General features: G+C 66.8%; 20 protein-coding genes and 1 pseudogene. 4 read left to right on the top strand and 17 right to left on the bottom strand.

The genetic code is table 11. The features are described 5' to 3' along the window. Position 1 precedes the first annotated feature (1 nt). The 12 genes and pseudogenes from ASE61_RS27490 to ASE61_RS12780 all read right to left on the bottom strand — a co-directional run. Positions 2 to 760 (bottom strand): annotated as a pseudogene (locus tag ASE61_RS27490) (serine--tRNA ligase); the annotation flags it as partial. A gap of 115 nt (positions 761 to 875) precedes the next feature. Then, complete coding sequence (gene tatC, locus ASE61_RS12830) at positions 876 to 1,688, bottom strand: twin-arginine translocase subunit TatC (RefSeq protein WP_061967488.1); 813 nt, start codon at positions 1,686 to 1,688, stop codon at positions 876 to 878. Next, entirely contained in the window at positions 1,685 to 2,386 is a 702-nt protein-coding gene (tatB, locus tag ASE61_RS12825) for a Sec-independent protein translocase protein TatB (RefSeq protein WP_061967486.1), read from the bottom strand. Before tatB ends, tatC begins: the two co-directional genes overlap by 4 nt. Before the next feature lie 47 nt (positions 2,387 to 2,433). After that, positions 2,434 to 2,679, bottom strand: a complete 246-nt coding sequence (locus ASE61_RS12820) for a twin-arginine translocase TatA/TatE family subunit (RefSeq protein ID WP_061967485.1) — start codon at positions 2,677 to 2,679, stop codon at positions 2,434 to 2,436. A gap of 81 nt (positions 2,680 to 2,760) precedes the next feature. Then, positions 2,761 to 3,867, bottom strand: a complete 1,107-nt coding sequence (locus ASE61_RS12815) for an ABC transporter ATP-binding protein (RefSeq protein ID WP_244492819.1) — start codon at positions 3,865 to 3,867, stop codon at positions 2,761 to 2,763. 46 nt (positions 3,868 to 3,913) lie between these two features. Then, positions 3,914 to 4,612, bottom strand: a complete 699-nt coding sequence (gene scpB / locus ASE61_RS12810; RefSeq protein WP_061967483.1) for an SMC-Scp complex subunit ScpB — start codon at positions 4,610 to 4,612, stop codon at positions 3,914 to 3,916. Continuing rightward, positions 4,609 to 5,436 carry a segregation and condensation protein A gene (locus tag ASE61_RS12805; RefSeq protein ID WP_061967481.1) on the bottom strand — a complete coding sequence of 276 codons (828 nt, stop codon included), beginning with the start codon at positions 5,434 to 5,436 and terminating at the stop codon, positions 4,609 to 4,611. Before ASE61_RS12805 ends, scpB begins: the two co-directional genes overlap by 4 nt. A gap of 48 nt (positions 5,437 to 5,484) precedes the next feature. Next, on the bottom strand, positions 5,485 to 6,495 hold the full coding sequence (nagZ, locus tag ASE61_RS12800; RefSeq protein ID WP_061967479.1) for a beta-N-acetylhexosaminidase: 1,011 nt from the start codon (positions 6,493 to 6,495) through the stop codon (positions 5,485 to 5,487). Positions 6,496 to 6,628: 133 nt separating this feature from the next. Then, a complete protein-coding gene (locus ASE61_RS12795) occupies positions 6,629 to 7,723 on the bottom strand; it encodes a TRAP transporter substrate-binding protein (RefSeq protein ID WP_061967477.1) in 1,095 nt (364 codons plus the stop codon). Between the two features lie 184 nt (positions 7,724 to 7,907). Then, positions 7,908 to 9,476 carry an SPOR domain-containing protein gene (locus tag ASE61_RS12790; protein ID WP_162260097.1) on the bottom strand — a complete coding sequence of 523 codons (1,569 nt, stop codon included), beginning with the start codon at positions 9,474 to 9,476 and terminating at the stop codon, positions 7,908 to 7,910. Positions 9,477 to 9,575: 99 nt separating this feature from the next. Then, positions 9,576 to 11,342, bottom strand: coding sequence for an arginine--tRNA ligase (gene argS, locus ASE61_RS12785; RefSeq protein WP_061967473.1), 1,767 nt, complete (start codon positions 11,340 to 11,342; stop codon positions 9,576 to 9,578). Positions 11,343 to 11,377: 35 nt separating this feature from the next. After that, positions 11,378 to 12,619, bottom strand: a complete 1,242-nt coding sequence (locus tag ASE61_RS12780) for a deoxyguanosinetriphosphate triphosphohydrolase (RefSeq protein ID WP_061967471.1) — start codon at positions 12,617 to 12,619, stop codon at positions 11,378 to 11,380. Positions 12,620 to 12,719: 100 nt separating this feature from the next. Between ASE61_RS12780 and ASE61_RS12775 the strand changes: the two genes are divergently transcribed. Next, positions 12,720 to 13,070 carry a HesB/IscA family protein gene (locus ASE61_RS12775; RefSeq protein ID WP_061967469.1) on the top strand — a complete coding sequence of 117 codons (351 nt, stop codon included), beginning with the start codon at positions 12,720 to 12,722 and terminating at the stop codon, positions 13,068 to 13,070. A gap of 116 nt (positions 13,071 to 13,186) precedes the next feature. On the opposite strand, the gene ASE61_RS12770 is transcribed toward ASE61_RS12775, so the two are convergent. Beyond that, positions 13,187 to 13,804, bottom strand: a complete 618-nt coding sequence (locus ASE61_RS12770; RefSeq protein ID WP_061967468.1) for a cold-shock protein — start codon at positions 13,802 to 13,804, stop codon at positions 13,187 to 13,189. Positions 13,805 to 13,896: 92 nt separating this feature from the next. Then, a complete protein-coding gene (locus ASE61_RS12765; protein ID WP_061967466.1) occupies positions 13,897 to 14,661 on the bottom strand; it encodes an SIR2 family NAD-dependent protein deacylase in 765 nt (254 codons plus the stop codon). Positions 14,662 to 14,767: 106 nt separating this feature from the next. On the opposite strand from ASE61_RS12765, the gene ASE61_RS12760 reads away from it, so the two are divergent. Continuing rightward, entirely contained in the window at positions 14,768 to 15,952 is a 1,185-nt protein-coding gene (locus tag ASE61_RS12760; RefSeq protein WP_061967464.1) for an aminotransferase, read from the top strand. 130 nt (positions 15,953 to 16,082) lie between these two features. Here ASE61_RS12760 and ASE61_RS12755 read toward each other — a convergent pair whose 3' ends face one another. From ASE61_RS12755 to ASE61_RS12745, 3 genes are all read right to left on the bottom strand, one after another. Continuing rightward, on the bottom strand, positions 16,083 to 16,475 hold the full coding sequence (locus ASE61_RS12755; RefSeq protein WP_061967462.1) for a hypothetical protein: 393 nt from the start codon (positions 16,473 to 16,475) through the stop codon (positions 16,083 to 16,085). Between the two features lie 96 nt (positions 16,476 to 16,571). After that, the gene (locus ASE61_RS12750; RefSeq protein ID WP_061967460.1) at positions 16,572 to 18,101 is read right to left on the bottom strand and encodes a UxaA family hydrolase; all 1,530 of its coding nucleotides are present in this window, start codon (positions 18,099 to 18,101) and stop codon (positions 16,572 to 16,574) included. 216 nt (positions 18,102 to 18,317) lie between these two features. Then, positions 18,318 to 21,485: an autotransporter outer membrane beta-barrel domain-containing protein gene (locus ASE61_RS12745; protein WP_061967458.1), complete on the bottom strand. Its 3,168-nt coding sequence runs from the start codon at positions 21,483 to 21,485 to the stop codon at positions 18,318 to 18,320. 580 nt (positions 21,486 to 22,065) lie between these two features. Here ASE61_RS12745 and ASE61_RS12740 point away from each other — a divergent pair. Both ASE61_RS12740 and ASE61_RS12735 read left to right on the top strand, forming a co-directional pair. Then, positions 22,066 to 22,764, top strand: a complete 699-nt coding sequence (locus tag ASE61_RS12740) for a L,D-transpeptidase (protein ID WP_061967457.1) — start codon at positions 22,066 to 22,068, stop codon at positions 22,762 to 22,764. 92 nt (positions 22,765 to 22,856) lie between these two features. Next, positions 22,857 to 23,318, top strand: a complete 462-nt coding sequence (locus ASE61_RS12735; protein WP_061968267.1) for a GNAT family N-acetyltransferase — start codon at positions 22,857 to 22,859, stop codon at positions 23,316 to 23,318. Positions 23,319 to 23,395 lie beyond the last annotated feature (77 nt).

Raw genomic sequence — 23,395 nt, 5'->3', positions numbered from 1 at the left:
TTCCCAGTCGTTCCGCAAATGGCTTTGACGCTTCCAGAGCTATTTGCAGACGGTCATCATCGGTAGTTCTGCTCAACGCCTGAAATTGATCATCTTCAAACTTCGGCAACTGCGCCGTGCCGAACATCGCATCGTCGCGCACGAGGAGTGGCGGATTGACCTCGGTATAACCGTGCTCTTCCGTGTGCGTGTCGAGCATGAACTGCCCGATCGCCCGCGACAGCCGCGCGATCTGGCTCTGCAGGACGACGAAGCGCGAGCCGGAGAGCTTCGCCGCTTTCTCGAAATCCATCTGGCCGAGCGCCTCGCCCAGCTCGAAATGCTGCTTGGGATCGTTGACGCCCTTGAGCAGCCCGCGCTCCTCCGGCTTCACGCCATGGACATGCAGCACGACATTGCCGTGCTCGTCGGCACCCTCCGGCACGTCGTCGAAGGGAGCGTTCGGGATCGCCGCGAGCTTCTCGTCGAGCGCGTCCTTGGCGGCCTTCTCCTCGGCCTCCAGCGCAGGCTGCTGCTCCTTGAGCGCTGCGACCTCGGCCTTCAGCGTGTCGGCGAGCGCGACATCCTTCGCGCCCATCGCCTTGCCGATGTCCTTGGAGAGCGCGTTGCGGCGCTCCTGCGTGGCCTGCGCCTTGGCGATCGACGAGCGGCGGACATCATCGAGTTCGAGCAGCGAGGACGACAGCGGCGCCAGGCCTCTGCGTTCAAGCCCCTTGTCGAACGCCGCAGCGTTCTCGCGAATCCATCTGATGTCGTACATCGTCGTCCGGCCATGCCATCGCTGCGGAATGCAGCGATGGATGCTCTAGACCGGGATCGCGCGCGAGGGAACCACCGTTGTCGCCATCTCCGCCGTCAATCCGGGCGGAGATCGACTACTCCGCCGCGTCCTCCTCGGCCTTCGCCGCTTCGCTCTTCTTCTCGACCCGGCGCACCGAGAACACCGAGAGCTCGTAGAGCAGCATCATCGGGATCGCGAGCATCAGTTGCGAGATCACGTCCGGCGGCGTCAGCACCGCCGCCACGACGAAGACGAAGACGATGGCGTAGCGGCGCTTTTCCTTGAGAAACTTCGAATCGATGATGCCGGCCTGCCCGAGCAGCGTCAGGATCACCGGCAGCTGGAAGGCGATGCCGAAGGCGAAGATCAGCGTCATGATCAGCGAGAGATATTCGCTGACCTTCGGCAGGAGCGCGATGCCGGCCTGGGTCTCGGTCGCGGCCTGCTGCATGCCGAGCGAGAACTTCATCAGCACCGGCATGGCGAAGAAGAACACCAGCGTGGCGCCGAGCGTGAAGAACACCGGCGTCGCGATCAGATAGGGCGCGAAGGCGGCCTTCTCGTTCTTGTAGAGGCCGGGCGCCACGAACTTGTAGATCTGCGTCGCGATCACCGGAAAAGCGAAGAAACCGGCGCCGAAGGCCGCCACCTTGATATGGGTGAAGAGCAGTTCGAGCGGGCCGGTATAGATCAACTGCGCATTGGCGGCGCTGCCGGCGGCCCAGACATAGGGCAGCACCAGAATGTTGTAGATCTGCGTCGAGAAGCCGAAGCAGATGAAGAACATGATCAGGAAGGCGATCAGCGACTTGATCAGGCGAGAGCGCAATTCGACCAGATGCTCGATGAGCGGCGCGCGCGAGGCCTCGATCTCGTCCTCGCCCGCACGAGGATTGGCGACGCTCATGCGGAATTCTCCTCGCCCTTGGCGGTCTTGCGCTTGCGGGCGGCAGGCTTGGCGGGCTCAGTCGGCGTGGCAACAACCGCGGTCTTCGGCTTGCGCGCAGCAGCGACAGCCTTCGGAGGCTTGGCCGGCACGGTTGCGACAGGCGCCGGAGCCGGTGCTTCGACGGCGGCCGGCCCTTCGGCGGCCTTGGCGCTGCGCTTGCGGGCAGGCTTCGCCGGGCTCGGCTCGACCACGGCAACCGAAGCGACCGGCGCTTCCCCAACCGGGGCAGCAGGCTCGGCCGCGGCCTTGCGGGTCCGCTTCGGCTTGCCAGACGGCTTCGGCGCATCAGTGCCGATCTCGACGGGCGGCAGCGGCTCCGGCTGCGGCAGCGCGGCGAGCTTGGCCTCGGCCTCCTTCAGCGCAGCCTCGTCAGGCTTCGGGGTTTCGAAGTCCTTGAGGGAATCGATCGGCTTGAAGTCGCTGTTGAGCGCACTCGACACCGACCCGCCGACATCCTCGACCTGCTTCTTCAGGTCGGAGAGTTCGGCCTCGCGCATCGCCTCGTTGAACTGTCCCTGGAATTCCGACGCCATGCGTCGCACCCGGGCAACCGTCTGACCGACGGTACGCAGGGCTTTGGGCAGGTCCTTCGGGCCGATCACCACGAGCGCTACCGCTCCGATCAGCACCATCTCGCTCCAGGCGATGTCGAACATCGACGGCTCGTCCTCTCAAGCCTACACCCCAGAGGGGTGCAGCGGCATCAGGCCTTGTGCTCGGCCTTGGCCTGGGCCTGGGCGGCAGCGTTGTCGGCCTTCGTCTGGTCGATCACCTTGGGATCGACGTTCGTCGCGGTCGGCGTCGCCTCGTCATCCTCGGCCATGCCCTTCTTGAACGATTTGATGCCCTTGGCGACGTCGCCCATCAACTCGGAAACCTTGCCGCGTCCAAACAGCAGCATCACGATGACGCCGACGACGATCCAGTGCCAAATGCTCACGCCACCCATGGCGAAACTCCTCCGAAATTGCGTCGACCGGGGAATGGCCCCAACCAAATCCTTGTCCGGTCGATCGTTCGGCGGCGGAACCTATTGATCCGCGGCCGGAAACACAAGGACTTCGTCCGACGGAATCTCGACCCCGATTTCGTCGCCCACCGCGATCTCGCCGGAGAGCGGCGCGCGAACCGACAAGGCCCGATCGAAGCCGTCCACCATCACCTGCAGATGGTCGGCCTCCCCGAGGAAGCGCCGGCCCGTCAACCGTCCGCGCAGGTAATACCCCTTCGGCACGATGCGGACGCGATGCGGCCGGATGCAGGCGACCGCCATCATTCCCTCCGCGATGCCCGGTGCCGCGAAGCGGCCGAACGGCGTATCGACGGCACCGTCGGAAACCCGGCCCTCGACCTCGGTTAGATCGCAGAAAAATCGGGCGGCAAAGAGGCTGCCAGGCTGTCGGTAGAGCTCCTCGCCCGTGCCGATCTGGACGATCCGCCCTGCCCGCATCAGCACGATCCGGTCGGCTATGCGCATCGCGTCCTCGGGATCATGCGTGACGATGATCGAGGTAGCGCCGGTCTCCTCCAGCAGCGCAGCGGTCTCGTCGCGCACCACGTCGCGCAGGCGCCGGTCGAGATTGGAGAAGGGTTCGTCCATCAGCAGCACGCCCGGCCGCGGCGCGATCGCGCGCGCCAGCGCCACGCGCTGCTGCTCACCGCCCGAGAGCATGTGCGGATAGGAATCGGCGAGTTCCGCGAGCCCGACCCGTCCCAGCGCCCGCAAGGCGGTCGCATCGGCAGCAGCAGGCGCCTGGCCGCGCAGGCCGAAGCGGACGTTGTCGCGCACGCTGAGATGCGGAAACAGCGCATAGTCCTGGAAGACGAAACCGACGCCGCGATGCTCGGGTTCGATGAAGCGATCAGGGTTGGAGACATCGCGCCCTTCCAGCAGGACGCGGCCGGCGCTCGGCCGCTCGACCCCGGCGGCGAGCCTGAGCAGCGTCGTCTTGCCGCAGCCGGATTGGCCCAGAAGCGCGACGATCTCGCCGGGTTTGACGGAGAGCGAGACATGCGACAGCGCCGTCACCGCGCCGAAGCGCTGCGTCACGTTCTCGAAGCCGAGCGCCATCGGGATCGCCGCGCCGGCCGTGCCGCGCCGGCCCCAGCCGAGCCATCCTGATTTGGTTTCCGCCAAGGTCGATACCGCTCCGGCCATTCCACCCCGGCCGGCGGCCGGGTCCTTACCCCTGTTGCGGTCCGCCCTCGCCGTCGTCAAGCGGGCTGAACAGATCGCCGAGCGGGTCCTCGTCGTCACGCAAGGACGGATCGTCGTCGGGCACCGGCACCGCAAGGTCGCGCGTCAGGCGCCCTTCGATGAAGCCCGTGCCCTTCAATTCCTCCAGCCCCGGCAGGTCGTCGATGCGGTCGAGCCCGAAATGGTCGAGGAAGCCCGGCGTCGTGCCGTAGGTGATCGGACGGCCCGGCGAGCGCCGTCGTCCGCGCAGGCGGACCCAGCCCGCCTCCAGCAGGATGTCGAGCGTGCCCTTGGCGGTGGCGACGCCACGGATCTCCTCGATCTCGGCCCGCGTCACCGGCTGGTGATAGGCGATGATCGACAGCACTTCGAGTGCGGCCCGCGACAGGCGCCTCGGAGGCTCGGCCTCGGCCGCGAGGAGATAGCCGAGGTCCGGCGCCGTGCGAAAGGCCCAGCCACCCGCGATCTGGCGCAGATTGACCCCGCGCAAGGCGTAGCTCTCGACGAGCCCGGCCAGCACCTGTTCGATCACGATACCGGCGGGAATCGCCCGGCCGAGCACCTCGGCGGTCAGCGGCGTGGCCGAGGCGAAGAGCAAGGCCTCGACCACGCGAACAGCCTGCGAAAAGGCTTCCGCCCCGCCATCGGCCTCGGCATCCTCGGGTTCGACCGACGCCCCGGTCATGAAGCGTCCTTGGCGAAGGGCAGCCCTTCCGGCCTGGCCGAGCGACGGCGCACCTCGATCGGCGCGAAGGCATTGTCCTGCCTGAGGTCGAGGACCCCTTCCCTCACCATCTCGAGCATCGCCGACAGCGCGGAGGCCTGCACCGTCGCCCGCATCTCCCGCACGGGCAGGCCGTGCGAGGCCATGTACCGCGTCAGATAGCTGTCGAGTTCCGTCCAGTCGCCGGCCTCGCCGACCAGCCGCTGCAGGGCCTCGCGCGCCTCGACCAGGGACCAGACGACGCGGTGCCCGACCGAGATATGGCCCTGCACCCGCTTCTGCCGCTGTTGGGCATAGGCTGCGAGCAGGTCGTAGAGCTCGGCCTCCCAGACCGGCCGGGCGCCAGCCACGACCTCCTCAGGCGCACCGCGGGCGAACACGTCCTGCCCCAGCCGCTCGCGGGCGGAAAGCTTGTTCGCGGCGGCGCGGATCGCCTCCAGCCGGCGCAGGCGCAAGGCGAGCGCGGTCGCAAGGTCGGCCGCGCTCGGCTCCTCGCCCTTGGGTGGCTCCGGCAGCAGCAGACGTGATTTCAGATAGGCGAGCCAGGCCGCCATCACGAGATAGTCGGCGGCAAGTTCGAGCCTCAGCGCCCGCGCCTCCTCGACGAAGGCGAGATATTGCTCGGCAAGAGCCAGGATGGAGATGCGGTGCAGATCGACCTTCTGCCGGCGCGCGAGATCGAGCAGCAGGTCGAGCGGCCCTTCATAGCCGTCGACATCGACGACGAGCGAAGGCTCGCCCGCGCGCTCGGTGCGGTCTTCCTCGAATGGCAACTCGGCCGTCATCGAAGGCCCTGCCCCAACTGTCATCCCCGAAGATGCAGATTCGGCCGTTCAGGCGCTCAACGCAAGCGCGCTCGCGATCTCGGCGCGCACGGCCTCCAGATCGACCGGCTCCGGCTCGTGCCGGATGCGGCCCAGCGCAGCGGCGGCGCGGCGCGCACGCGCGCCCGTCATCTCAGGCACGGCGCCGGCGACAGCGATCATCTCGTCCATGATGCCGTGGCAATGCAGGATGACGTCGACGCCGGCCCGGATCGCGGCCCGCGACTTCGCCTCGAACGAGCCCGACAGCGCTTTCATCGAGATGTCGTCGGTCATGATCAGGCCGTCGAAGCCGAGTTCGTCGCGCATGATCTGGCGCACGATCTTGCGGGAGATCGTCGCCGGGTTCTTGGCGTCGAGCGCGGTGAAGACGAGATGCGCCGTCATCGCCAGCGGCATGTCTGCGAGATGCCGGAACGGCCGGAAATCATGCGCCCGGAGCTCGTCCAGCGAGGCATCGACGATCGGCAGGTCGTGATGGCTGTCGGCCCGCGCGCGACCATGGCCGGGCATATGCTTGATGACCGGCAGCACGCCGCCCGCGATCAGTCCCTCGGCGGCCGCCCGGCCGAGCCGTGCGACATGATCGGGGTCGTGGGCATAGGCGCGATCGCCGATCACATCGTGGCTGCCGGCGACAGGCACGTCGAGCACCGGCAGGCAGTCGACATCGATGCCGACTTGTCTCAGGTCATGTGCCATCAGGCGGGCCGAGAGACGGACGATCTCGCGTTGGCGGATGGGATCGTTGATTGTCAGGAAGGCGCGGGCCGACGGATATTTCGGCCAGTTCGGCGGCCCCATGCGCTGCACGCGGCCGCCCTCCTGATCGATCAGGATCGGCGCGTGCCAGCCGACAGTCTCGCGCATCTCCGCGGTCAGTGCCGCGACCTGCTCGGGCGACTGCGTATTGCGCTTGAAGACGATGAAGCCCCAGGGCCGGGCGTCGCGGAAGAAGGCCCGCTCGTCCGCAGTGAGGCTCGTGCCGAGGCAGCCGGCGATGAAGGCGCGCGATGTCATGACATCGGGTTAGAAAGCGGGATGGGCGCGGTCAAGCGCTGCCGTCATTGCGAGGAGCGAAGCGACGAAGCAATCCAGGGGTCGTAGAGCTCTGCCGCCCTGGATTGCTTCGCTGCGCTCGCAATGACGGTGGTTACTTCACCTGCTGGTAGTTCTGCGCGTTGAACGCGTCGAACGGCAGCTCGGCGATGCGGAACCAGAGCTGCTCCTTCTTCCAGTACGGCAGGAAGGAATCGTAGAAGGTCTTGAAGTTGGCATTGCTGGCGGCGAGCTCGCCATACATGGCGAAGGCCTCCTTGAACGCCGCCGCCATCACCTCCTGCGGGAAGGGACGCAGCTCCGCGCCGGTGCCGGCGAGGCGAATCAGCGCGTCGGGATTGTTGTGGTCGTACTTGGCCAGGCAGTTCATGTTGGCCTCGGCGCAGGCGGCCTCGACGATCGCCTTGTAGGAAGCCGGCAGCTCGTTCCACTTGTCCTGGTTGGCGAGGAAGCTGACATTGGCGTTCCCCTCCCAGAAGCCGGGGTAGTAGTAGTATTTGGCGACCTTCGCGAAGCCGAGCTTCTCGTCGTCATAGGGGCCGGAGAACTCGACGGCATCGAGCGTGCCGCGCTCCAGCGCCGGGTAGATGTCGGCGCCGCCGATCGTCTGCGGCACGACGCCGAGACGCGCCATGATCCGCCCGCCGAGGCCGGCGATACGGAACTTCAGGCCCTTCAGGTCCTCCAGCGACTTGATCTCCTTGCGGAACCAGCCGCCCATCTGCGCGCCGGTATTGCCTGAGGGAATCGTGTGGACGTTGAAGCCCTTCATGAAGGCCCGGCAGAGCTCGAGGCCGCCACCCTGGTAGAGCCAGGCATTCTGCTGGCGGGCATTGAAGCCGAAGGGCAGCGAGGTCTCGAAGGCGAAGGCCGGGTCCTTGCCGATATAGAAGCTCGCCAGCGTATGGCTGCACTCGACGGTGCCGTTCTGCACGGCGTCGAGCGCCTGCAGGGCCGGCACGATCTCGCCCGGCGCGAAGACCTGGATCTGGAAGTTGTTGTCGGTCGCCTCGGCCACGCGCTTCGCGACATGGGTCGAGATGCCGAACAGAGTGTCGAGACTCTTCGGGTAGCTGGAGGTCAGGCGCCAATTGATCTTGGGCTGCGACTGCGCGATGGCGGGCGCGGCGATGGTAGCGCTTCCGGCCGCGCCGGCGGCAGCGACCTTGACGAACTTGCGGCGATCCATGGGTTACCTCCAGCATTCGGCCAGCCTGCCCTCCTGGAACAGACCACTCGTTGTTGGGGAGGCTACTCGCACGGCCTAACGCATGAAACAAGCGTGGCGTCACACCCTGTCATGCATCTGATTCAAACGAAAACGGCGGCACCCACCGGGTGCCGCCGCTGATATCCGACGCTGATCGTTCGGATCAGTTCTTGGCGATGAAGCACTGTCCGCCGGCAGCCTGGAGCTGCGTGCACATCGAGGTCGCATCCTCGCGGGAATAAGGCCCGACGCGCAGGCGGAAGACGGTCTTGCCGCCCGCCAGCTCGGTCTTGCGGATGATCGGCGACTGCCCGGTGAGCTGTTGCGGATATTTGCGCTGGAGCGCCGCGAAGGTGGCGCGGGCCTCGGCATCGCTGCCCGGCGCGCCGAGCTGCACGACGAAGTCGCCGGTGCCGGCGCGGACAGCTGCGGTCGCCGGAGCCGGCGGCACGGCGTCCGGAGCAGCGCTGGCGAGACGGGTCGGCGCGGCAGGCGTGGTCGCGGCCGGCGGCGTCGTCGCCCGTTCCTGAACCTTCGGTGCCGCGGCAGCCGGTGCGGGGCGCGGCGCCGGCTGCGCCGCCAGGCTGGCGAGCGAGCGGGTAGGCGCCGAGCCGGTCGCGATCGGCTGGTTGCTATCGACGGCGATCGGGTTCTGTGCCGGCGTGCCGTCGGGACGGATCGAGACGGTACGAACCTTGCGCGGCTCGCCGAGGCCCGGCACCGGCGGGGTCGGTGTCAGGGCCGGCTCCAGCGGAGCGATGCTGCGCTCGGGCGCGCCCGGAGCCGCGGCGAGTGCCGTTCCGGCGCCGGAGGTCGGGCCGGGCACGACCACGCGCGGCGGCATCGAGCGGGCCGCCTGCTGGACATCGATCGGCTGCTCCTCGTTGTTCACGACCTTGCTCTGCGCCGGTGGGGCGTCAGGATTGCGATCGTAGATCTGCTTGTTCTGGTTCGGGATCTCCGCGCCGCCCGGATTGACCGGCTCGACCTTGACCGGCCCGGCATCGGCCGCGATCACCGGTGGCCGGCCGTCCTTCGAGACGGAGCCGCCCCGCCACGTGAACGCAGCGCCGACACCGACGAGGCCGACGGCGATGACCGCTGCGGCAGCCCAGAGTCCCTTGCGCGAACGGCGCGGCTCCAGGTCGGGCATGTCGTCTTCGCCGTATTCCGGCGCTGGCATGCCCTGCTGGGCGTGGCCATAGTCATAGGCAGGCTCTTCCGGCGCATAGGCGGCCGGCGCCGGGCGGTACGGCGCGCCCTGGTCGAGGTCGCGCGGCGGGGCCGCCCCCTGAAGCACGGCCGGGCGCGCATAGGGCAGCGGCTCAGGCAGATCGAAATCGGGTTCGAAATCATCCTGGGGAGCAGGCTGAGCCGGCGGCGGAGGCGGAGGCGCAGCTTCCGCCCGCTTCGGCTCGGTGCGTCGCAGCAGCGCCTCGAACTCGTCGAGCGCGCCGCGCATTTCGGCTGGAGGCGCGCTCATTTCGGGAGCGGCCGGCGCCGGCTGCTGCGGGACGACCTCGAAGCTCGGCTCCTGGCGCGGCGCAGGGCGCGGCGGCTGGCGCCGCTCGGCGAAAATGTCCTTGAGCGGATCTTCCTGCCCGACGATGCGGGTCAGTTCCGCAAGCGGATCGGCCTGCTGCCCCGGGCGGGGCGTCTGCCCTGCTCCGCGCAGCTGGCGCTCGAGATCTTCGAGATCGAGCGCGAAACGATTCCTAGCTGGCTCACTCATGGTATGATCCATTCCAGCACAAGCCGCTTCCTCCTATGGAAGAACCGGGAACTCTGTGCGGTCAACCTGACCTTGTGCGCGCCAGCGGAAAAACCTCCGTCAGCGCATCTCTTCCGGCGCCGCAACTCCGGCGACAGCCAGACCGGAAGCAAGAACGCTGCGCACCGCATGCACAAACGCCAACCTCGCCAAGGTCGACTTTCGATCAGTTTGATTAACGAACCGTAATTGCGGCGAGTCTTTGCCCTTGTTCCAGAGCGAGTGGAAAGCGCTCGCCAGTTCATGGACGAAGAATGCCACGCGATGCGGCTCGTGCGCGGCCGCCGCACCTTCGATGATTCGCGGATAGGCCGCGATCGTCTTGATGATGCCGACTTCGGCCTCGTCGACGAGGATCGAGAGATCGGCCCCTGCCAGCGCCGCCGGCGACAGGTCGAGATCGGGATAGACCTCGCGCGCCTGCCGGAAGATCGAGGCGCAGCGCGCATGCGCGTACTGGACGTAGAAGACCGGATTGTCCTTCGACTGCTCGACCACCTTGCCGAGATCGAAATCCAGCGTCGCGTCGTTCTTGCGGAAGATCATCATGAAGCGCACCGCATCGCGGCCGACCTCGTCGATGACCTCGCGCAGCGTGACGAAATCGCCGGAGCGCTTCGACATGCGCACCTGCTCGCCGTTGCGCAGCAGCCGCACGAGCTGACAGAGCTTGACGTCGAGCGAGCCCTGCCCGTTCGTGACGGCCTTCACGGCCGCCTGCATGCGCTTGACATAGCCGCCATGGTCGGCGCCCCAGACGTCGATCATCTCGGGGAAGCCGCGCACGAACTTGGAGCGGTGATAGGCGATGTCATTGGCGAAATAGGTGTAGCTGCCATCCGATTTCAGCAGCGGCCGGTCGACATCGTCGCCGAATTTGGTGGCGCGGAACAGGGTCTGCTCGCGGTCTTCCCAGTCCTCGTCCTTCTGGCCCTTCGGCGGCGGCAGGCGCCCTTCATAGACAAGGTCGCGCGAGCGCAGGTCCTCGATGGTCTGGTGCACCGCGTTGGAATTGCCGTCCCGGCCCTGCAGCGAGCGTTCCGAGAAGAAGAGCTCGTGGACAACGCCGAGCGCAGCGAGATCGTCGCGGATCATCGCCATCATGCCGTCGATCGCCGCCTGCCGGACGAGCGGGAGCCAGTCCCACTCGGCCTTGTCGCGCAGGGCATCGCCATACTGCTCGGCAAGCGCCTTGCCGACCGAGACCAGGTAATCGCCGGGATAAAGCCCTTCGGGGATCGGGCCGATATCCTCGCCCAGCGCCTCGCGGTAGCGCAGGAAGGCGGAGCGGGCGAGCACGTCGACCTGCGCGCCGGCATCGTTGATGTAGTATTCGCGGGTGACGTCATGGCCGGCGAAGGCGAGCAGGCTCGCCAGTGCATCGCCGAACACGGCGCCGCGGCCATGGCCCACATGCATCGGCCCGGTCGGGTTGGCCGAGACATACTCGACATTGACCCTCGGCTCGGGCTTCGGCGCGCCGCGCCCGTAATCCAGCCCCGCCTCGATCGCGGTCTTCAGCACCGCCGTGAACACGGCCGGCTGCAAAGTCAGATTGATGAAACCGGGGCCGGCGATCTCCGCCTTGGTGATCTCCGGATCCCTGGACAATTCCTCGACCAGCAGCGTGGCCAGCGCGCGCGGGTTGGTGCCGGCATCCTTGGCCAGCACCATCGCGGCATTGGTGGCGAGATCGCCATGAGCCGGGTCCTTGGTCGGCTCGACCACGACGCGCGCGAGATTGAGGCCGGCCGGAAGCGCGCCTCGCTCGGCGAGGGCCGAGAGCGCAGCGTGAAGACGGGCGGAATAGATCTCGAACAGGTTCATTGCGGCCACGATTGCGGATGGGGAGCCGCCCGGCCCTATCGCAGCGAGGGGGTGGCGTCAAACAGCCGGCGGTGCTCGTCGAGCGCGTACCAGTCGGTCATCCCGGCGATATAGTCGGCAATACGCCGCGCGCGGCGGTGTTCGTCGAGCGGATCGCAACCCGCCGCCCATTCCTCCGGCATGGCTCCGGGATCGGCGCTGAAGCGCTGGAACAGCTCGCGCACGACCTGCGCCGCATCGGCCCGGATCGGCGCGATACGCGGATGGCGATACATGTTCGGGTAGAGGAAGCCCTTGATGTCGCGGTCGGCCGCTTCGATCACCGGCGAGAAGGCGATAACGGGTGCATCGGCCCTCCGGATCGCATCGGCATCATCTGGCGCCAGCGCCGCGAGACGTCTCTGCGATTCCGCGATCACGTCCTCGACGAAGCGCGTGATCACCCGTCGCACCAACTCGTTCGTCGCCCTCGCCCGCTCCAGCCCGGGATGCAAGCGCTCGATCTCGTCGAGCAGTTCGGCGAGGAACGGCACCGCCCTGAGCTCGGCATGGCCGAACAGCCCGGCGCGCAGGCCGTCGTCGATGTCATGGGCGTTATAGGCGATGTCGTCCGCCAGCGCCGCGGCCTGCGCCTCGGCCGAGGCATAGCTGTCGAGCCAGAGGTCCTGGCGCTGCTGGTACTCGACGATCGCGACGGGGATGCCTGACTTCACATAGCGCGCCGTCGGCTTTCCCTCGTGGTCGAGCAGCGGACCGTTATGCTTGACCAGTCCTTCGAGCGTCTCCCAGCTCAGGTTAAGCCCGTCGAAATCTGCATAGCGCCGCTCCAGCCGGGTCACGATCCTGAGCGTCTGGGCGTTGTGGTCGAAGCCGCCGAAACCGGCCATGCATTCTTCCAGCGCATCCTCGCCGGTATGGCCGAAGGGCGTGTGGCCGAGGTCATGCGCCAGCGCCAGGGCCTCGGCCAGGTCCTCGTCGAGGCCGAGCGCACGCGCCAGGGCGCGGGCGATCTGCGCCACCTCGATCGTATGGGTCAGGCGGGTCCGATAGTGGTCGCCCTCATGCGAGACGAAGACCTGCGTCTTGTGCTTCAGCCGGCGGAAGGCGGTCGAATGGATGATGCGGTCGCGGTCGCGCTGGAACTCGCCGCGCGTCGCCGAGGCCGGCTCCGCCACGAGGCGCCCGCGGCTCGTGCTGGAGCGGCAGGCATAGGGCGCGCGCCAGCGCTCTCCGGGCTCGTGGCCGGCGGGCGGGGTCGGGCTCTGTGGATAGGGCATGGCAGCCTCGTTGCGACCCCATGCTTGTAGAGCCGCTGTCGGGCCATTACCTTTCCGGGTAACCAGGGTGCAAGGCGCATCTGCCCAAGGAGCCCCGAATATGTCGACCGATCTCGCGGTCAATCCACGCGGCATCGCGGTGACCGCAAATGCCGCGAAACGCATTCTCTCGGTGATGGCGAGCGAAGCGCCGGGCGCGATGCTGCGTGTCAGCGTCGCCGGCGGCGGCTGCTCAGGCTTCCAGTACATCTTCGATATCGATCAGGAAAAAGCTCCTGACGATCTCATGATCGAACGCGACGGTGCCAAGGTGCTGATCGACGAGACCTCGCTCGACCTGCTCGAAGGCTGCACCATCGATTTTGTCGACGACCTGATCGGCCAGTCCTTTCGGATCACCAACCCGAACGCGACGAGTTCCTGCGGCTGCGGCACGTCCTTTGGGATTTGATGGCCGCCGATCGACGGGCGTCTTGCCTAGGCTTGCCCCGCGGATGACGCCAAGCCTGCGTGGCAAAAAGAAAAGGCGCCCACGGGGCGCCTTTTTCATTCAACCGAGCCGGAAAGTTAATGCGCCGCCGTCGCGGCCACATCCTGCTCCAGATGGATTTCCGCGGCCATAAGGCCCTTCGGCCCCGGCCCATAGCGCACCAGCACGGTCTGGCCCGGCACCAGTTCGACGAGCCCGTAGCGGCGCAGCGTCTCCATATGCACGAAGATGTCCGGCGCGCCCTCGCCCTTCGAGACGAAGCCGAAACCGCGCAGGCGGTTGAACCACTTCACCACCATGCGCTCGAGCCCGCTCGTCGGCGATACCGCGACATTGGTGCGCGCCATCGGCATCTCGGACGGATGGCGTCCCGAGGAGGTATCGATCGACAGCACGCGCACCGCCTGGCGGCCTCGCGGCTTCTCGACGGCTTCGAGCACGATGCGAGCGCCTTCGGCTATCGTGTTGAATCCATCGCGCTTCAGGATCGTGACATGGAGCAGAACATCGGCGCCGCCCGCCTCCGGAACGACGAAGCCATAGCCCTTGGAGACGTCGAACCACTTGACGTAGCCGGTGACCTCGACCGGCACTTCCGGCGCGTGATCGCCCGCCCCATCGAGCCGCACGACGCGATTGAGTGACTGGATGGGACCCATCGGTGGCCGCCCGCTCTCACCGAATTCGTCGGACATGTGCCGCTCACCCCCACGCACAACGCTTGATTCGCGCTGTCACGATACCATTGCTGCGGATTCAGGAAACAGCCCCCGAAAAATCGTCCACATCATCCGGGTCTGGAAGCGAGCCTTCCCAGCACCGCCCCGCTCTCGGCGCGGATGACGAGATCGGCCACCGGATCGAGCTCCGTCGGCTCGCGGTTGAGGATGACGAGCTTGGCGCCCTGTCGCTTGGCGATCACCGGCAGCGTCGCGGCCGGATAGACCACGAGCGACGAGCCGACGACGAGGAAGAGGTCGCATTCCAGCGCGAATCCCTGCGCCCGCTTCATCGCCTCCTGCGGCATCGCCTGCCCGAAGGAGATCGTCGCCGATTTCACCGGTCCGGCGCAGATCGTGCAGGCGGGCGGCTCGACGGTGGCCTCGAAAACCGGCCGGATCGCCGCCAGCTCATGCCGCCAGCCACAGTTCAGACAGGTCGCATAGGTGCCGTTGCCGTGCAGCTCGATCACCTTGTCCTCGGGCACGCCGGAAGCCTGGTGCAGACCGTCGATATTCTGGGTGACGATGGCGGGCGAACGCCCCTCCGCCACCAGCCGGGCCAGCGCCTGATGGCCGCTGTTCGGCGCGGCGCCGCGATAATGGTCGTCCATCGTGAACTTGCGGCGCCAGGCCTCGATACGGACCTCGCGGCTCTCGACGAAGGCATCGTAGGGGATCGGCTTGTTGACCATCCAGGGCGAACCGGGCGTGCGGAAATCCGGCACGCCGGACTCAGTCGAGATGCCGGCGCCAGTGAAGCTGACGATGCTGTCCGCCTCGTCGAGCAGTTCCTGCAGCGCAGCAATGGCATCCTCGGTCTCGTCCTGCATGCATTCGCCCGATCGCTGGATTGGAAGTGCTCCAGATATGGCGCGGGTTTGCTGCGCTTCCAAGGCGATTGACGCCAGCGCACGCACGCCGCAAATCAGAGAGACCATGCCGACGACCGCCAGCGCCTCGCTCAATCCCGATCTCATCGATACCGGCACGCCGCCGATCCCGGAGGCGCAAGGCTGGGCCCGCGCCTATGGCGGCGCCCGCGGCCCGCTGATCGATCTCTCGCAGGCGGTGCCCGGCGCCCCGCCCCCGCCCGCTCTGCTCGAAAAGCTCGCCATTGCGGCGGCCGAGCCCGGCAACACGCGCTATGGCGGCATCACCGGCGATGCGAGCTTGCGCGAGGCTTATGCCGCCGAGATCTCCCGCATCTACGGCACGACCTTCAAGCCGACCGAGGTCGCGATCACCTCGGGCTGCAACCAGGCCTATGTCGTGACGATGATGGCGCTGGCGCGGGCTGGCGACAACGTGCTGCTACCGACGCCCTGGTACTTCAACCATGAGATGACGCTGACCATGCTCGGCGTCGAGGCCCGCCCGCTGCCCTGCGCGCCGGAAGCCGGCTTCGTGCCGGATGCCGCGACCGCCGAGGCGCTGATCGACGAGCGCACCCGCGCCATCGTGCTGGTCACGCCCAACAACCCGACCGGCGCGGTCTATCCGCCGGAGACCATCGCTGCCTTTGCCGCGCTCTGCGCAAGGCGGGGCATCTGGCTCGTGCTCGACGAGACCTATCGCGATTTCCTGCCCGCGGACGTTGCGAAGCCGCATGAAGTCTTCGCCACAACGAGCTGGCAGGATTCGGTGATCGGCCTCTACAGCTTCTCGAAGGCCTATGCGATTCCGGGCTGGCGCCTCGGCGCGATCACGGCCGGCGAGCCGGCGCTCGCCCAGATCGGCAAGGTGCTCGACTGCGTGCAGATCAGCCCGGTTCGGGCCGGCCAGGCCGCCGTGACCTGGGGTATCGACGGCATCCGCGACTGGCGCGAGCGCAACCGCGCCGAGATCAATGCCCGCGCCGATCTCTTCCGCCAGGCGATGGCACCGCTCAACGGCTGGCGCGTGCTCTCGGCCGGCGCCTATTTCGCCTATGTCGCGCATCCCTTCGCGGGCGTGAAGGCGGCCGAGGTGGCGCGCCGCCTCGTCGCGGATTGCGGCGTGCTCGCCCTGCCCGGCCCGTATTTCGGCCCGGGGCAGGAGAACCACCTGCGCATCGCCATCGCCAATGTCGCGGCGGACAGGATCGAAGGGCTGCGCGAGCGGCTGACAGGCTTTTCGCTCTGACCGACAGGCCAGCCGCGCCGTCATGCTCGCCCTTGTGGCGAGCATCTACGTCTTGAACACGAGCCTCGACCAGCGAAGACGTGGATGGTCGGGACGAGCCCGACCATGACGCGAGAATGGGTCGCAGGCTTTACCGGAACAGCGCCGCGTAACGATCGCGATAGGCCCAGACCAGCATTGAGCCCAGCACCACGAGAATGACCGCGACCGGCAGGCCCTGCGGGTTGATCGTGGCGTGGAACAGCACGATCACCGCCATCACAGGCGCGATCAGCGCCAGGCCGAAGGCCGGCACGACATTCGCGATCAGGCTGAGCGCGCCGGTGAGATTAACCGCCTTCAGGAAGGGCCAGAGGAAGCCGGAATCCTGCAGGGCCGTCTCGAACACGACGCCACGCGGGCTGGTCGGCGGATGGATCAGGTTCATGCCCGTAGCGAGCCACCAGAAGCCGTCGACGGCGCTGATGAGGAAGATCACCCCGAGCAGGACGCGCGGGATGGTGACGAGAAAAAAGGTCTTCATGGAGATCCGAGCCGACAAAAGAAATGGCCCCGGCAGCGCCGGAGCCATCCTTGGTCGCCTCGACCGCGCGCCGGGTTCAATCGGCGCGCTGAAAAACTACATCGTCGCGCCGATCTGCCAGGGCACGAACTCGGCATCGCCATAACCCATCTCTTCCGACTTGGAGTGCTCGCCCGAAGCGACGCGCAGCAGGTAGTCGAAGATCTCGCGACCCTTCTCCTCCAGCGTCACGCCGTCGAGCACATCGCCGCAATTGATGTCCATGTCGTCGGTCTGCTTCAGATACATCGGCGTGTTGGTCGCGAGCTTGACCGAGGGCGTCGGCTTGCAGCCATAAGCCGAGCCGCGACCCGTGGTGAAGGCGAGGATATTGGCGCCGCCCGCCACCTGGCCTGTCGCCGAGACCGGGTCGTAGCCGGGGGTATCCATGTAGACGAAGCCCTTCGCCTTCACCGGCTCGGCATAGTGATAGACCGCCGAGAGCGTCTTGGTGCCACCCTTGGCCGCCGCGCCCAGCGACTTCTCCAGGATCGTGGTGAGCCCGCCCGCCTTGTTCCCCGGCGAGGGGTTGTTGTTCATGCTCATCCGGGCGCGCGCGGTGTAATCCTCCCACCACTTGATGATGCCGACGAGCTTCTCGCCGACCTCGCGCGTCGCCGCGCGGCGCGTCAGCAGGTGCTCGGCGCCATAGATTTCGGGCGTCTCGGAGAGGATCGCCGTGCCGCCATGCTCGACGAGAATGTCGACGGCCGCGCCCAGCGCCGGATTGGCGGTGATGCCGGAATAGCCGTCCGAGCCGCCGCATTGCAGCGCCAGCATCAGTTCGGAAGCCGGCACCGTCTCGCGCACCGCCTTGTTGGCGACCGGCAGCATCACCTTCAGCGCATCGATGCCGGCGGCGACCGCCTTCTTGGTGCCACCGGTCTCCTGGATCGTCAGGGTGCGGAAGACGTCGCTTTCCGTGACGCCATAAGCTTCCTTCATGCGGCTGATCTGGAAGCCCTCGCAGCCGAGGCCGACAACGAGCACCGCCGCCATGTTAGGATTGCAGGCATAGCCCCAGGTGGTGCGCTTCAGCACCTCGAAGCTCTCGCCGTTGTAGTCGATGCCGCAGCCGGTGCCGTGGGTCAGCGCGATCACGCCGTCGACATTGGGATAGTCGGCCAGCAGCCCGGAGCGCTTCACCTCCTCGGCCATGAAGCGCGCGGCCGAGGCCGAGCAGTTCACCGAGGTCAGGATGCCCACATAGTTGCGCGTGCCGGCCTTGCCGTTGGCACGGCGAAACCCTTCGAAGGTCGCCTGCTGCTCGACCGGCAGAACGAATTCAGGCTTGGCCTCCTCGGCGAAGGCGTAGTCGCGATCGAAGGCGTGGAAGCCGGTATTGTGCTCGTGCACCCAATCGCCCGGCACGATATCGGCCGTAGCGAAGCCGATGATCTGGCCGAACTTGCGGATCGGCTGGTCCTTGGCGATCGGCACGATCGCCATCTTGTGCCCGCGCGGGATGCGCTTCAGCGCCTCGACCCCGGCCGCCGTCACGCCGAGATCGACGGGATCGACCGCGACGACGACGTTGTCGGCAGCGTTGAGCTTGAGCGTGCGGGGCGGCGCGGATTTGTCGAGCATGGCGGAAACCGGAACCTCTCGGCGCCGCGACGGCGGCGCACGCCTCTAGAGATGCCCCCAACCGCCGGTGTTTTCAATCGGTTCAAATCAGGAAACGGCCATGCGCCGCCGTGTACGGGACGAAAAGCCGCCGGCCTGGGCACAGCCTGATTTCGACCCTCGCGTGCCCACGCTGGAATTCACGCTCTGCAGAGCACGACCTTCAGCTTGAGATGCCTACCAGGTGACGCGCAGGCCAAGGTTGCCCTGGATGCTGTGACCCTTGTCATCGCCGAGCGCGGTCGTATAGCCGCCCGCGGCATAGAGACTGACGTTGGAGGTTACTTTAGCGACGATCCCGCCGCCGATCTCGAGGGACGAGCCCCGGAATCGGGTCGGGATCACATCGACCGCGTCGAACGTGACTTTGTCGGTGCGGCTGAAATTGTGCCAGAGATTGGCGGTGAGATAGGGTTGGATCTGCGAGGAACCGATCAGGAAGCTCGTCTGCAGGCGGGCGCCGATACGGCCGGTGAAGCTGTCGCCATCATCGAAGGAGACTGCGGAAAACCGGTCCCGGGTTCGGTCCAGCGAGAGGTGTTGCCAGATCAGTTGCGCCTGTGGCTCCAGCACGAAGCCTGTGCCGAGAGCCAGCGGATAGCCGCCTTCCACCGAGGCGGTGACGGCCGAGCCGCCGATATCGGCGCGCACCCCACGGTCCGAGCCGCCGCTGCCATCGAGCCAGCTATGCATCACGACCGTGTCCAGATACCAGCCTGACGGGCCGACATGCGTCCAGTAGGCGCCCAGGCTGTTCGAATCGAGATCGAGCTTGCCAACCTTGCTGCGGAGCTGACCGAGTGCGAAGCCCCGAATATCGCCCTCGGCGCGGGCAAATCCGTAAAACAGACCGAAGCTGTCGCGATGCCCGCTCGCCCGATCGATGGCAAGGAGATCGAGGCCGGTCTGGAGACCCCAGATACGGCCGTTGAACTCGGGGTCGACGGTGCCGGACCAGCGCTGATCCATGCGCTCGCCGAAGACGCGCCCCCAACCCGCCGAGAAGCTCCCCTGACCGCTAAGCAGGCTCTGCTCGCCCCTGCGCTGATGGAACGTCCCGAGCGTCGCCAGGCCGAGACGGCGTGCCGTGGCCGGAATGGCCGCATAGACAGGGACCTCCGGCCGGTAGAGCGGGACCGGTGCCGAACCGGCGGGCGGCGCCGGCGGCAACGAAGGGCTCCCCGGAGCGGCGACCGGCGGCGTCAAACCCGGAGCCGCCGGCTCGATCTGGTTGCGCAGATACCAGTTCTGTGTCGAGCCCGCCGTCGCGCCGCCGTGGAACAGGACATACTCATAAGCGCCGGCCGCGACCGGCCCCGCCAGCGCGAAGGCCCCTGCATTCGTGGTTGCGCCGTTGATGGCATCGACCACCAGGATACCGTTGCCTGTCGTGGTGGCTCCGGGTCCGCCGACATTGGTGATCGCAAGCCGCGACGTGCCGCTCGCAGTGCCGCCATCGATCACGAGCCGATCCGAGGGCGATCCATCCGTGCCCAGGAAGGTGTTCAGCGCGACGGTGCCGCTCTGGCCGATATAGTTCGAGACCGTCAGCGTATTGCCGATCCCGCTGCCGCCGACCTGTGCCAGGCCGGCATTGGTGAGCGTGCCGCCGATGGTGAAATTGCCCTTGGCGCTCCCGGCGAAAGCCGCCACGGCATCGGCCACCGCGATCCGGCCGTTGTTGCTGACCGATCCCGCCACGCTGCCATAGCCGCCGAGCGTCGCGCCGGATGCGACGGAGACGGCCCCGCCGCCGGAGAGTGCAGCCGCCGGGTTGGCCGCATTGCCGACGGCCAGGGTTCCGGCGGAGACGGTCGTTGTGCCGGAATAGGGATTGTTTGCCGTCAGCACCGTCGTGCCCGAGCCGGTCTGGGCGAGCGCGCCCGTGCCCGAGACCGTGCCCGCGAACGTGAGGATGTCGGAACGGTTGAAAGCAAGCCTGCCACTGTTGCTGACATTGCCGAGAATGCTGCCGCTGGCCCCTCCCGCACCGAGCTGAAGCGTGCCCTGGGTGATGGTGGTGCCGCCCGAATAGCTGTTGGACCCGGTCAGGATCGTCGTGCCCGCCCCGGTCTTCTCGACCGCGCCGGTGCCGCTGATCGTCCCGGCATAGGTTGCGACATCCGGCTGCGTGAAGCGAACGAGGCCGTTATTCGTCACCGCCGGGGTGATTCCCTGCGCCGGGCCTTCGAGCGTGCCGGCCGGATCGACGATCATCCGGCCGGCATAGGCGTTGTTGTTGCCGATGAGGCGCAGCGTGCCCTGCTGCACTGTCGCCACCTGGATATCGGTCAGCGAGCCATCGAGGGTCCACGTTCCCGGCTCGATCTTGTTCAGAACCTCGAAGCCGGTGATCGAGCTCGCGCTGACGGAGGCGGGGCCGTTCCCGGCAAGTACCAGCAGGTCGGTGCCGTCGCCGCCTGTAATGCGCTGCGTCGGAGAAATCGTGCCGGCGCCCAGGTTTCGCAGTGTCACCGTGTCGTTGTCGGTGCCCATATCGATCAGGCCGCCGATCGTGCCGCCGCCCTGCCACAGAAAGGTATCCGCACCGGTGCTCATCCGGATCTCGCCGCCGATCGCGCCGCCGGTCACGGTGACGCTGTCGGTGCCGCCGCTGACACTGACATTGCCGCCGATCGAGCCGCCCGAGATCGTGATCGTGTCATTGCCGAAGCCGGTCACCAGATTGCCGTTGATCCGGCCGCCGGACATGTCGAAGACGTTGTTGTCGAGCTTCATGTCGACGCGGCCGATGGTGCCGCCGGTCATGATGGCGACGTCGCCGTCCTCGAAGGCGCCGACGATCGTGCCGCCGGACATGAAGAAGGTGTCGCGCTGGTCGCCCTGGGCGAGCGAGCCGATGCTGCCCCCGGTCATGATGAAGCTGTCGATGCCGCTCCCCTGGCTGACCGCGCCGCCGACCGTGCCGGCGTTGATCTCGAAACGGTCGGCGCCAGGGCCGGTCGTGACGCCGCCGGTGATTGTCGCGGTGCTGCCCGCCGGGAATGTGATCAGGCTGGTGCCGATCGTGTTGAGATAGCTCGCGATACTGCCGCCGGCGATGACGACCGTCTTGGTTCCTGCTCCCCCCGTGATGCCGGCGCTGTAGGTGCCGCCGTTGACGGTGAGAAGGTCGTCGCCGGCCTGGAGGTCGACCGGGGCGAGCGTCGGATCGGGCGGGCCCGCATCGCAGACGACGGCATCGTTGCCTGCGGATGTTGCGCCGCATCCTGCTGCGGCCGTGCCCGACAGCATTGCCGTGGCGAGCAACGAGGTGGTTGACAGCCAGGCAAAAGAGCGTGCGCGGTTGAGATTGGGCAATTCCCTGTCCCCTTCGCGTCGCATGCCGGATAACCGATCATCGCGTTCGGTATCCGCACGACTCACCGATCATTATCAGCCAATATTGGGAGGGTCTTTTTCTCCAGTCCAGCGCCGAATTTTGCGCATACTTAAGCCCGGGTGCAACAATTCAAATCAAAACCACTGGAATAAACCGCCCCAACTTGACCCATGGTAATATACCGTTGCTCATCGGAGAGCCGGAGCAAACTATTGCTTAGCGGCGCCATGGCTAAGCGCGCACGAACCTCAACTCGGATCACGATGTTGGCTCGGCCGGATATCCATGCTGTCTCGCGACGTTCGTCGGATGTCGTTTCCCGGGCCGTGCCGGCAAGCAGCTGCTTTCGGCGCTGGGATGCCAAGGCCGGCGATCGGGTTGGGTGAGACCCAGCGAGACGCGATCGCCCTGCCAAGCCGCGTGGACACGATCGGCTCCGGCGCAGCGCCAGTCCTGCGCAGCGAAGGCTCGCGCTTGCCAGCCGTCTCGTCTGACGGCAATCTCGGGTTGGTTAAGACATTCGACAGGTGTATGCGGGAGCATCGCCTCGTGCGGCAGTCAGGACATGGGAAGTCCAAAATCATGATCATCGATGGTAGGAATGCCGGTGTCGGCGAGGTGGCTTCGTTCGGGCGCCGGTCGGGGCTTGTCGACCGCCGCTCGTTTCTGGTCGGTTCGGCCGTCAGCCTCGGCGCGCTGGGGCTCGGCGGCTGCGCCGGCGACGGCATGAGCCTCGCCGAAGCGCAGCAGATGTACGGACCCGTACCCGACAAGAAATTCGCGATCCCGGCCGCGGACGTCACCAAGGTCGATCGGAAATACTGGCGCCGCACCGTCCGCTACGAGAGCAAGGAAGAGCCCGGCACCATCATCGTCGATCCGGCCAATTACTACGTCTATCGCATCGAGGGCGACGGAAACGCCACCCGCTACGGCGCCAATGTCGGCCGCGACGGCTTCCGCTGGAACGGCGACGCCTATGTCGGGCGCAAATCCGAATGGGCGACCTGGACGCCCCCGCCGGAAATGATCAAGCGCCAGCCCGAGGCCGCCAAATACGCCCGCGGCATGCCGGGAGGTCTCGACAACCCGCTCGGAGCCCGTACGCTGCATCTCTATCAGAACGGCAAATACACGCTCTACACGATCTATGCCTCGAGCGACGAGGAATCGATCGGCTCCGGCATCACCAGCGGCTGCGTCGGCCTGCTGAGCCAGGACATGATCGATCTCTACGATCAGACGCCGGTGAAAACGAAGGTCGTCGTCCTTCCGGCTTGAGGCCTGAGACCTCAGGCACATCCTGCTGCATTGAAAACCCCGGCCCTCGGCCGGGGTTTTTCATGAGCGGCGGGATCGTCTATCCCTGTGGCATGACCGAACTCGTCATTCGCCCAGCGGAGCAGGCCGACCTGCCCGCGCTTCTGGATCTCTACCGCCACCTCGTTCCGGACGACGCGCGCTGCCCGGATGACGAGGCGGCGGATATTCTGGGCCGGCTACGGAATTTTGAGGGCAGTGCCGTCCTGATCGGCCTCCTCGGCACCGATCTGGTCGCAAGCTGCACCGTGATCGTCATCCCGAACCCGACCCGGGGCGGCACGCCCTATGCGCTGATCGAGAATGTCGTTACCGACGCCGGCCATCGCAACCGCGGGCTGGGAAAGGCAATCCTGAAGGCTGCTCTCGATCGTGCCTGGGCTGCCGGATGCTACAAGGTGATGCTGATGACGGGCTCGAAGAAGCCGGCCACGCTGGCCTTCTACGAGGCGGCCGGCTTCGAGCAATCCAAGACAGGCTTTCAGGCCAGGCGGCTTCCCGTGCGCGCCGAATAGGAAGCAATACCGCCAACGAAAAACCCCGGCCTTGCGGGCCGGGGCTCTCAAAAACGCAACTGAACTCACGTAAGCTC

It is taken from the genome of Allobosea sp. Root670, from assembly GCF_001429415.1.
GTDB lineage: Bacteria > Pseudomonadota > Alphaproteobacteria > Rhizobiales > Beijerinckiaceae > Allobosea > Allobosea robiniae.
The sequence above is the reverse complement of the archived record's forward strand: the minus strand, read 5'-3'. Positions and strand labels throughout refer to the sequence as shown.

Excerpts from the sequence above, each read along its gene's own strand:
- tatC (WP_061967488.1), bottom strand. The coding sequence starts at position 1,688 with ATGAGCGTCGCCAATCCTCGTGCGGGCGAGGACGAGATCGAGGCCTCG.
- tatB (WP_061967486.1), bottom strand. The coding sequence starts at position 2,386 with ATGTTCGACATCGCCTGGAGCGAGATGGTGCTGATCGGAGCGGTAGCG.
- ASE61_RS12820 (WP_061967485.1), bottom strand. The coding sequence starts at position 2,679 with ATGGGTGGCGTGAGCATTTGGCACTGGATCGTCGTCGGCGTCATCGTG.
- scpB (WP_061967483.1), bottom strand. The coding sequence starts at position 4,612 with ATGACCGGGGCGTCGGTCGAACCCGAGGATGCCGAGGCCGATGGCGGG.
- ASE61_RS12805 (WP_061967481.1), bottom strand. The coding sequence starts at position 5,436 with ATGACGGCCGAGTTGCCATTCGAGGAAGACCGCACCGAGCGCGCGGGC.
- nagZ (WP_061967479.1), bottom strand. The coding sequence starts at position 6,495 with ATGACATCGCGCGCCTTCATCGCCGGCTGCCTCGGCACGAGCCTCACT.
- ASE61_RS12795 (WP_061967477.1), bottom strand. The coding sequence starts at position 7,723 with ATGGATCGCCGCAAGTTCGTCAAGGTCGCTGCCGCCGGCGCGGCCGGA.
- ASE61_RS12790 (WP_162260097.1), bottom strand. The coding sequence starts at position 9,476 with ATGAGTGAGCCAGCTAGGAATCGTTTCGCGCTCGATCTCGAAGATCTC.
- argS (WP_061967473.1), bottom strand. The coding sequence starts at position 11,342 with ATGAACCTGTTCGAGATCTATTCCGCCCGTCTTCACGCTGCGCTCTCG.
- ASE61_RS12780 (WP_061967471.1), bottom strand. The coding sequence starts at position 12,619 with ATGCCCTATCCACAGAGCCCGACCCCGCCCGCCGGCCACGAGCCCGGA.
- ASE61_RS12775 (WP_061967469.1), top strand. The coding sequence starts at position 12,720 with ATGTCGACCGATCTCGCGGTCAATCCACGCGGCATCGCGGTGACCGCA.
- ASE61_RS12770 (WP_061967468.1), bottom strand. The coding sequence starts at position 13,804 with ATGTCCGACGAATTCGGTGAGAGCGGGCGGCCACCGATGGGTCCCATC.
- ASE61_RS12765 (WP_061967466.1), bottom strand. The coding sequence starts at position 14,661 with ATGCAGGACGAGACCGAGGATGCCATTGCTGCGCTGCAGGAACTGCTC.
- ASE61_RS12760 (WP_061967464.1), top strand. The coding sequence starts at position 14,768 with ATGCCGACGACCGCCAGCGCCTCGCTCAATCCCGATCTCATCGATACC.
- ASE61_RS12755 (WP_061967462.1), bottom strand. The coding sequence starts at position 16,475 with ATGAAGACCTTTTTTCTCGTCACCATCCCGCGCGTCCTGCTCGGGGTG.
- ASE61_RS12750 (WP_061967460.1), bottom strand. The coding sequence starts at position 18,101 with ATGCTCGACAAATCCGCGCCGCCCCGCACGCTCAAGCTCAACGCTGCC.
- ASE61_RS12745 (WP_061967458.1), bottom strand. The coding sequence starts at position 21,485 with ATGCGACGCGAAGGGGACAGGGAATTGCCCAATCTCAACCGCGCACGC.
- ASE61_RS12740 (WP_061967457.1), top strand. The coding sequence starts at position 22,066 with ATGATCATCGATGGTAGGAATGCCGGTGTCGGCGAGGTGGCTTCGTTC.
- ASE61_RS12735 (WP_061968267.1), top strand. The coding sequence starts at position 22,857 with ATGACCGAACTCGTCATTCGCCCAGCGGAGCAGGCCGACCTGCCCGCG.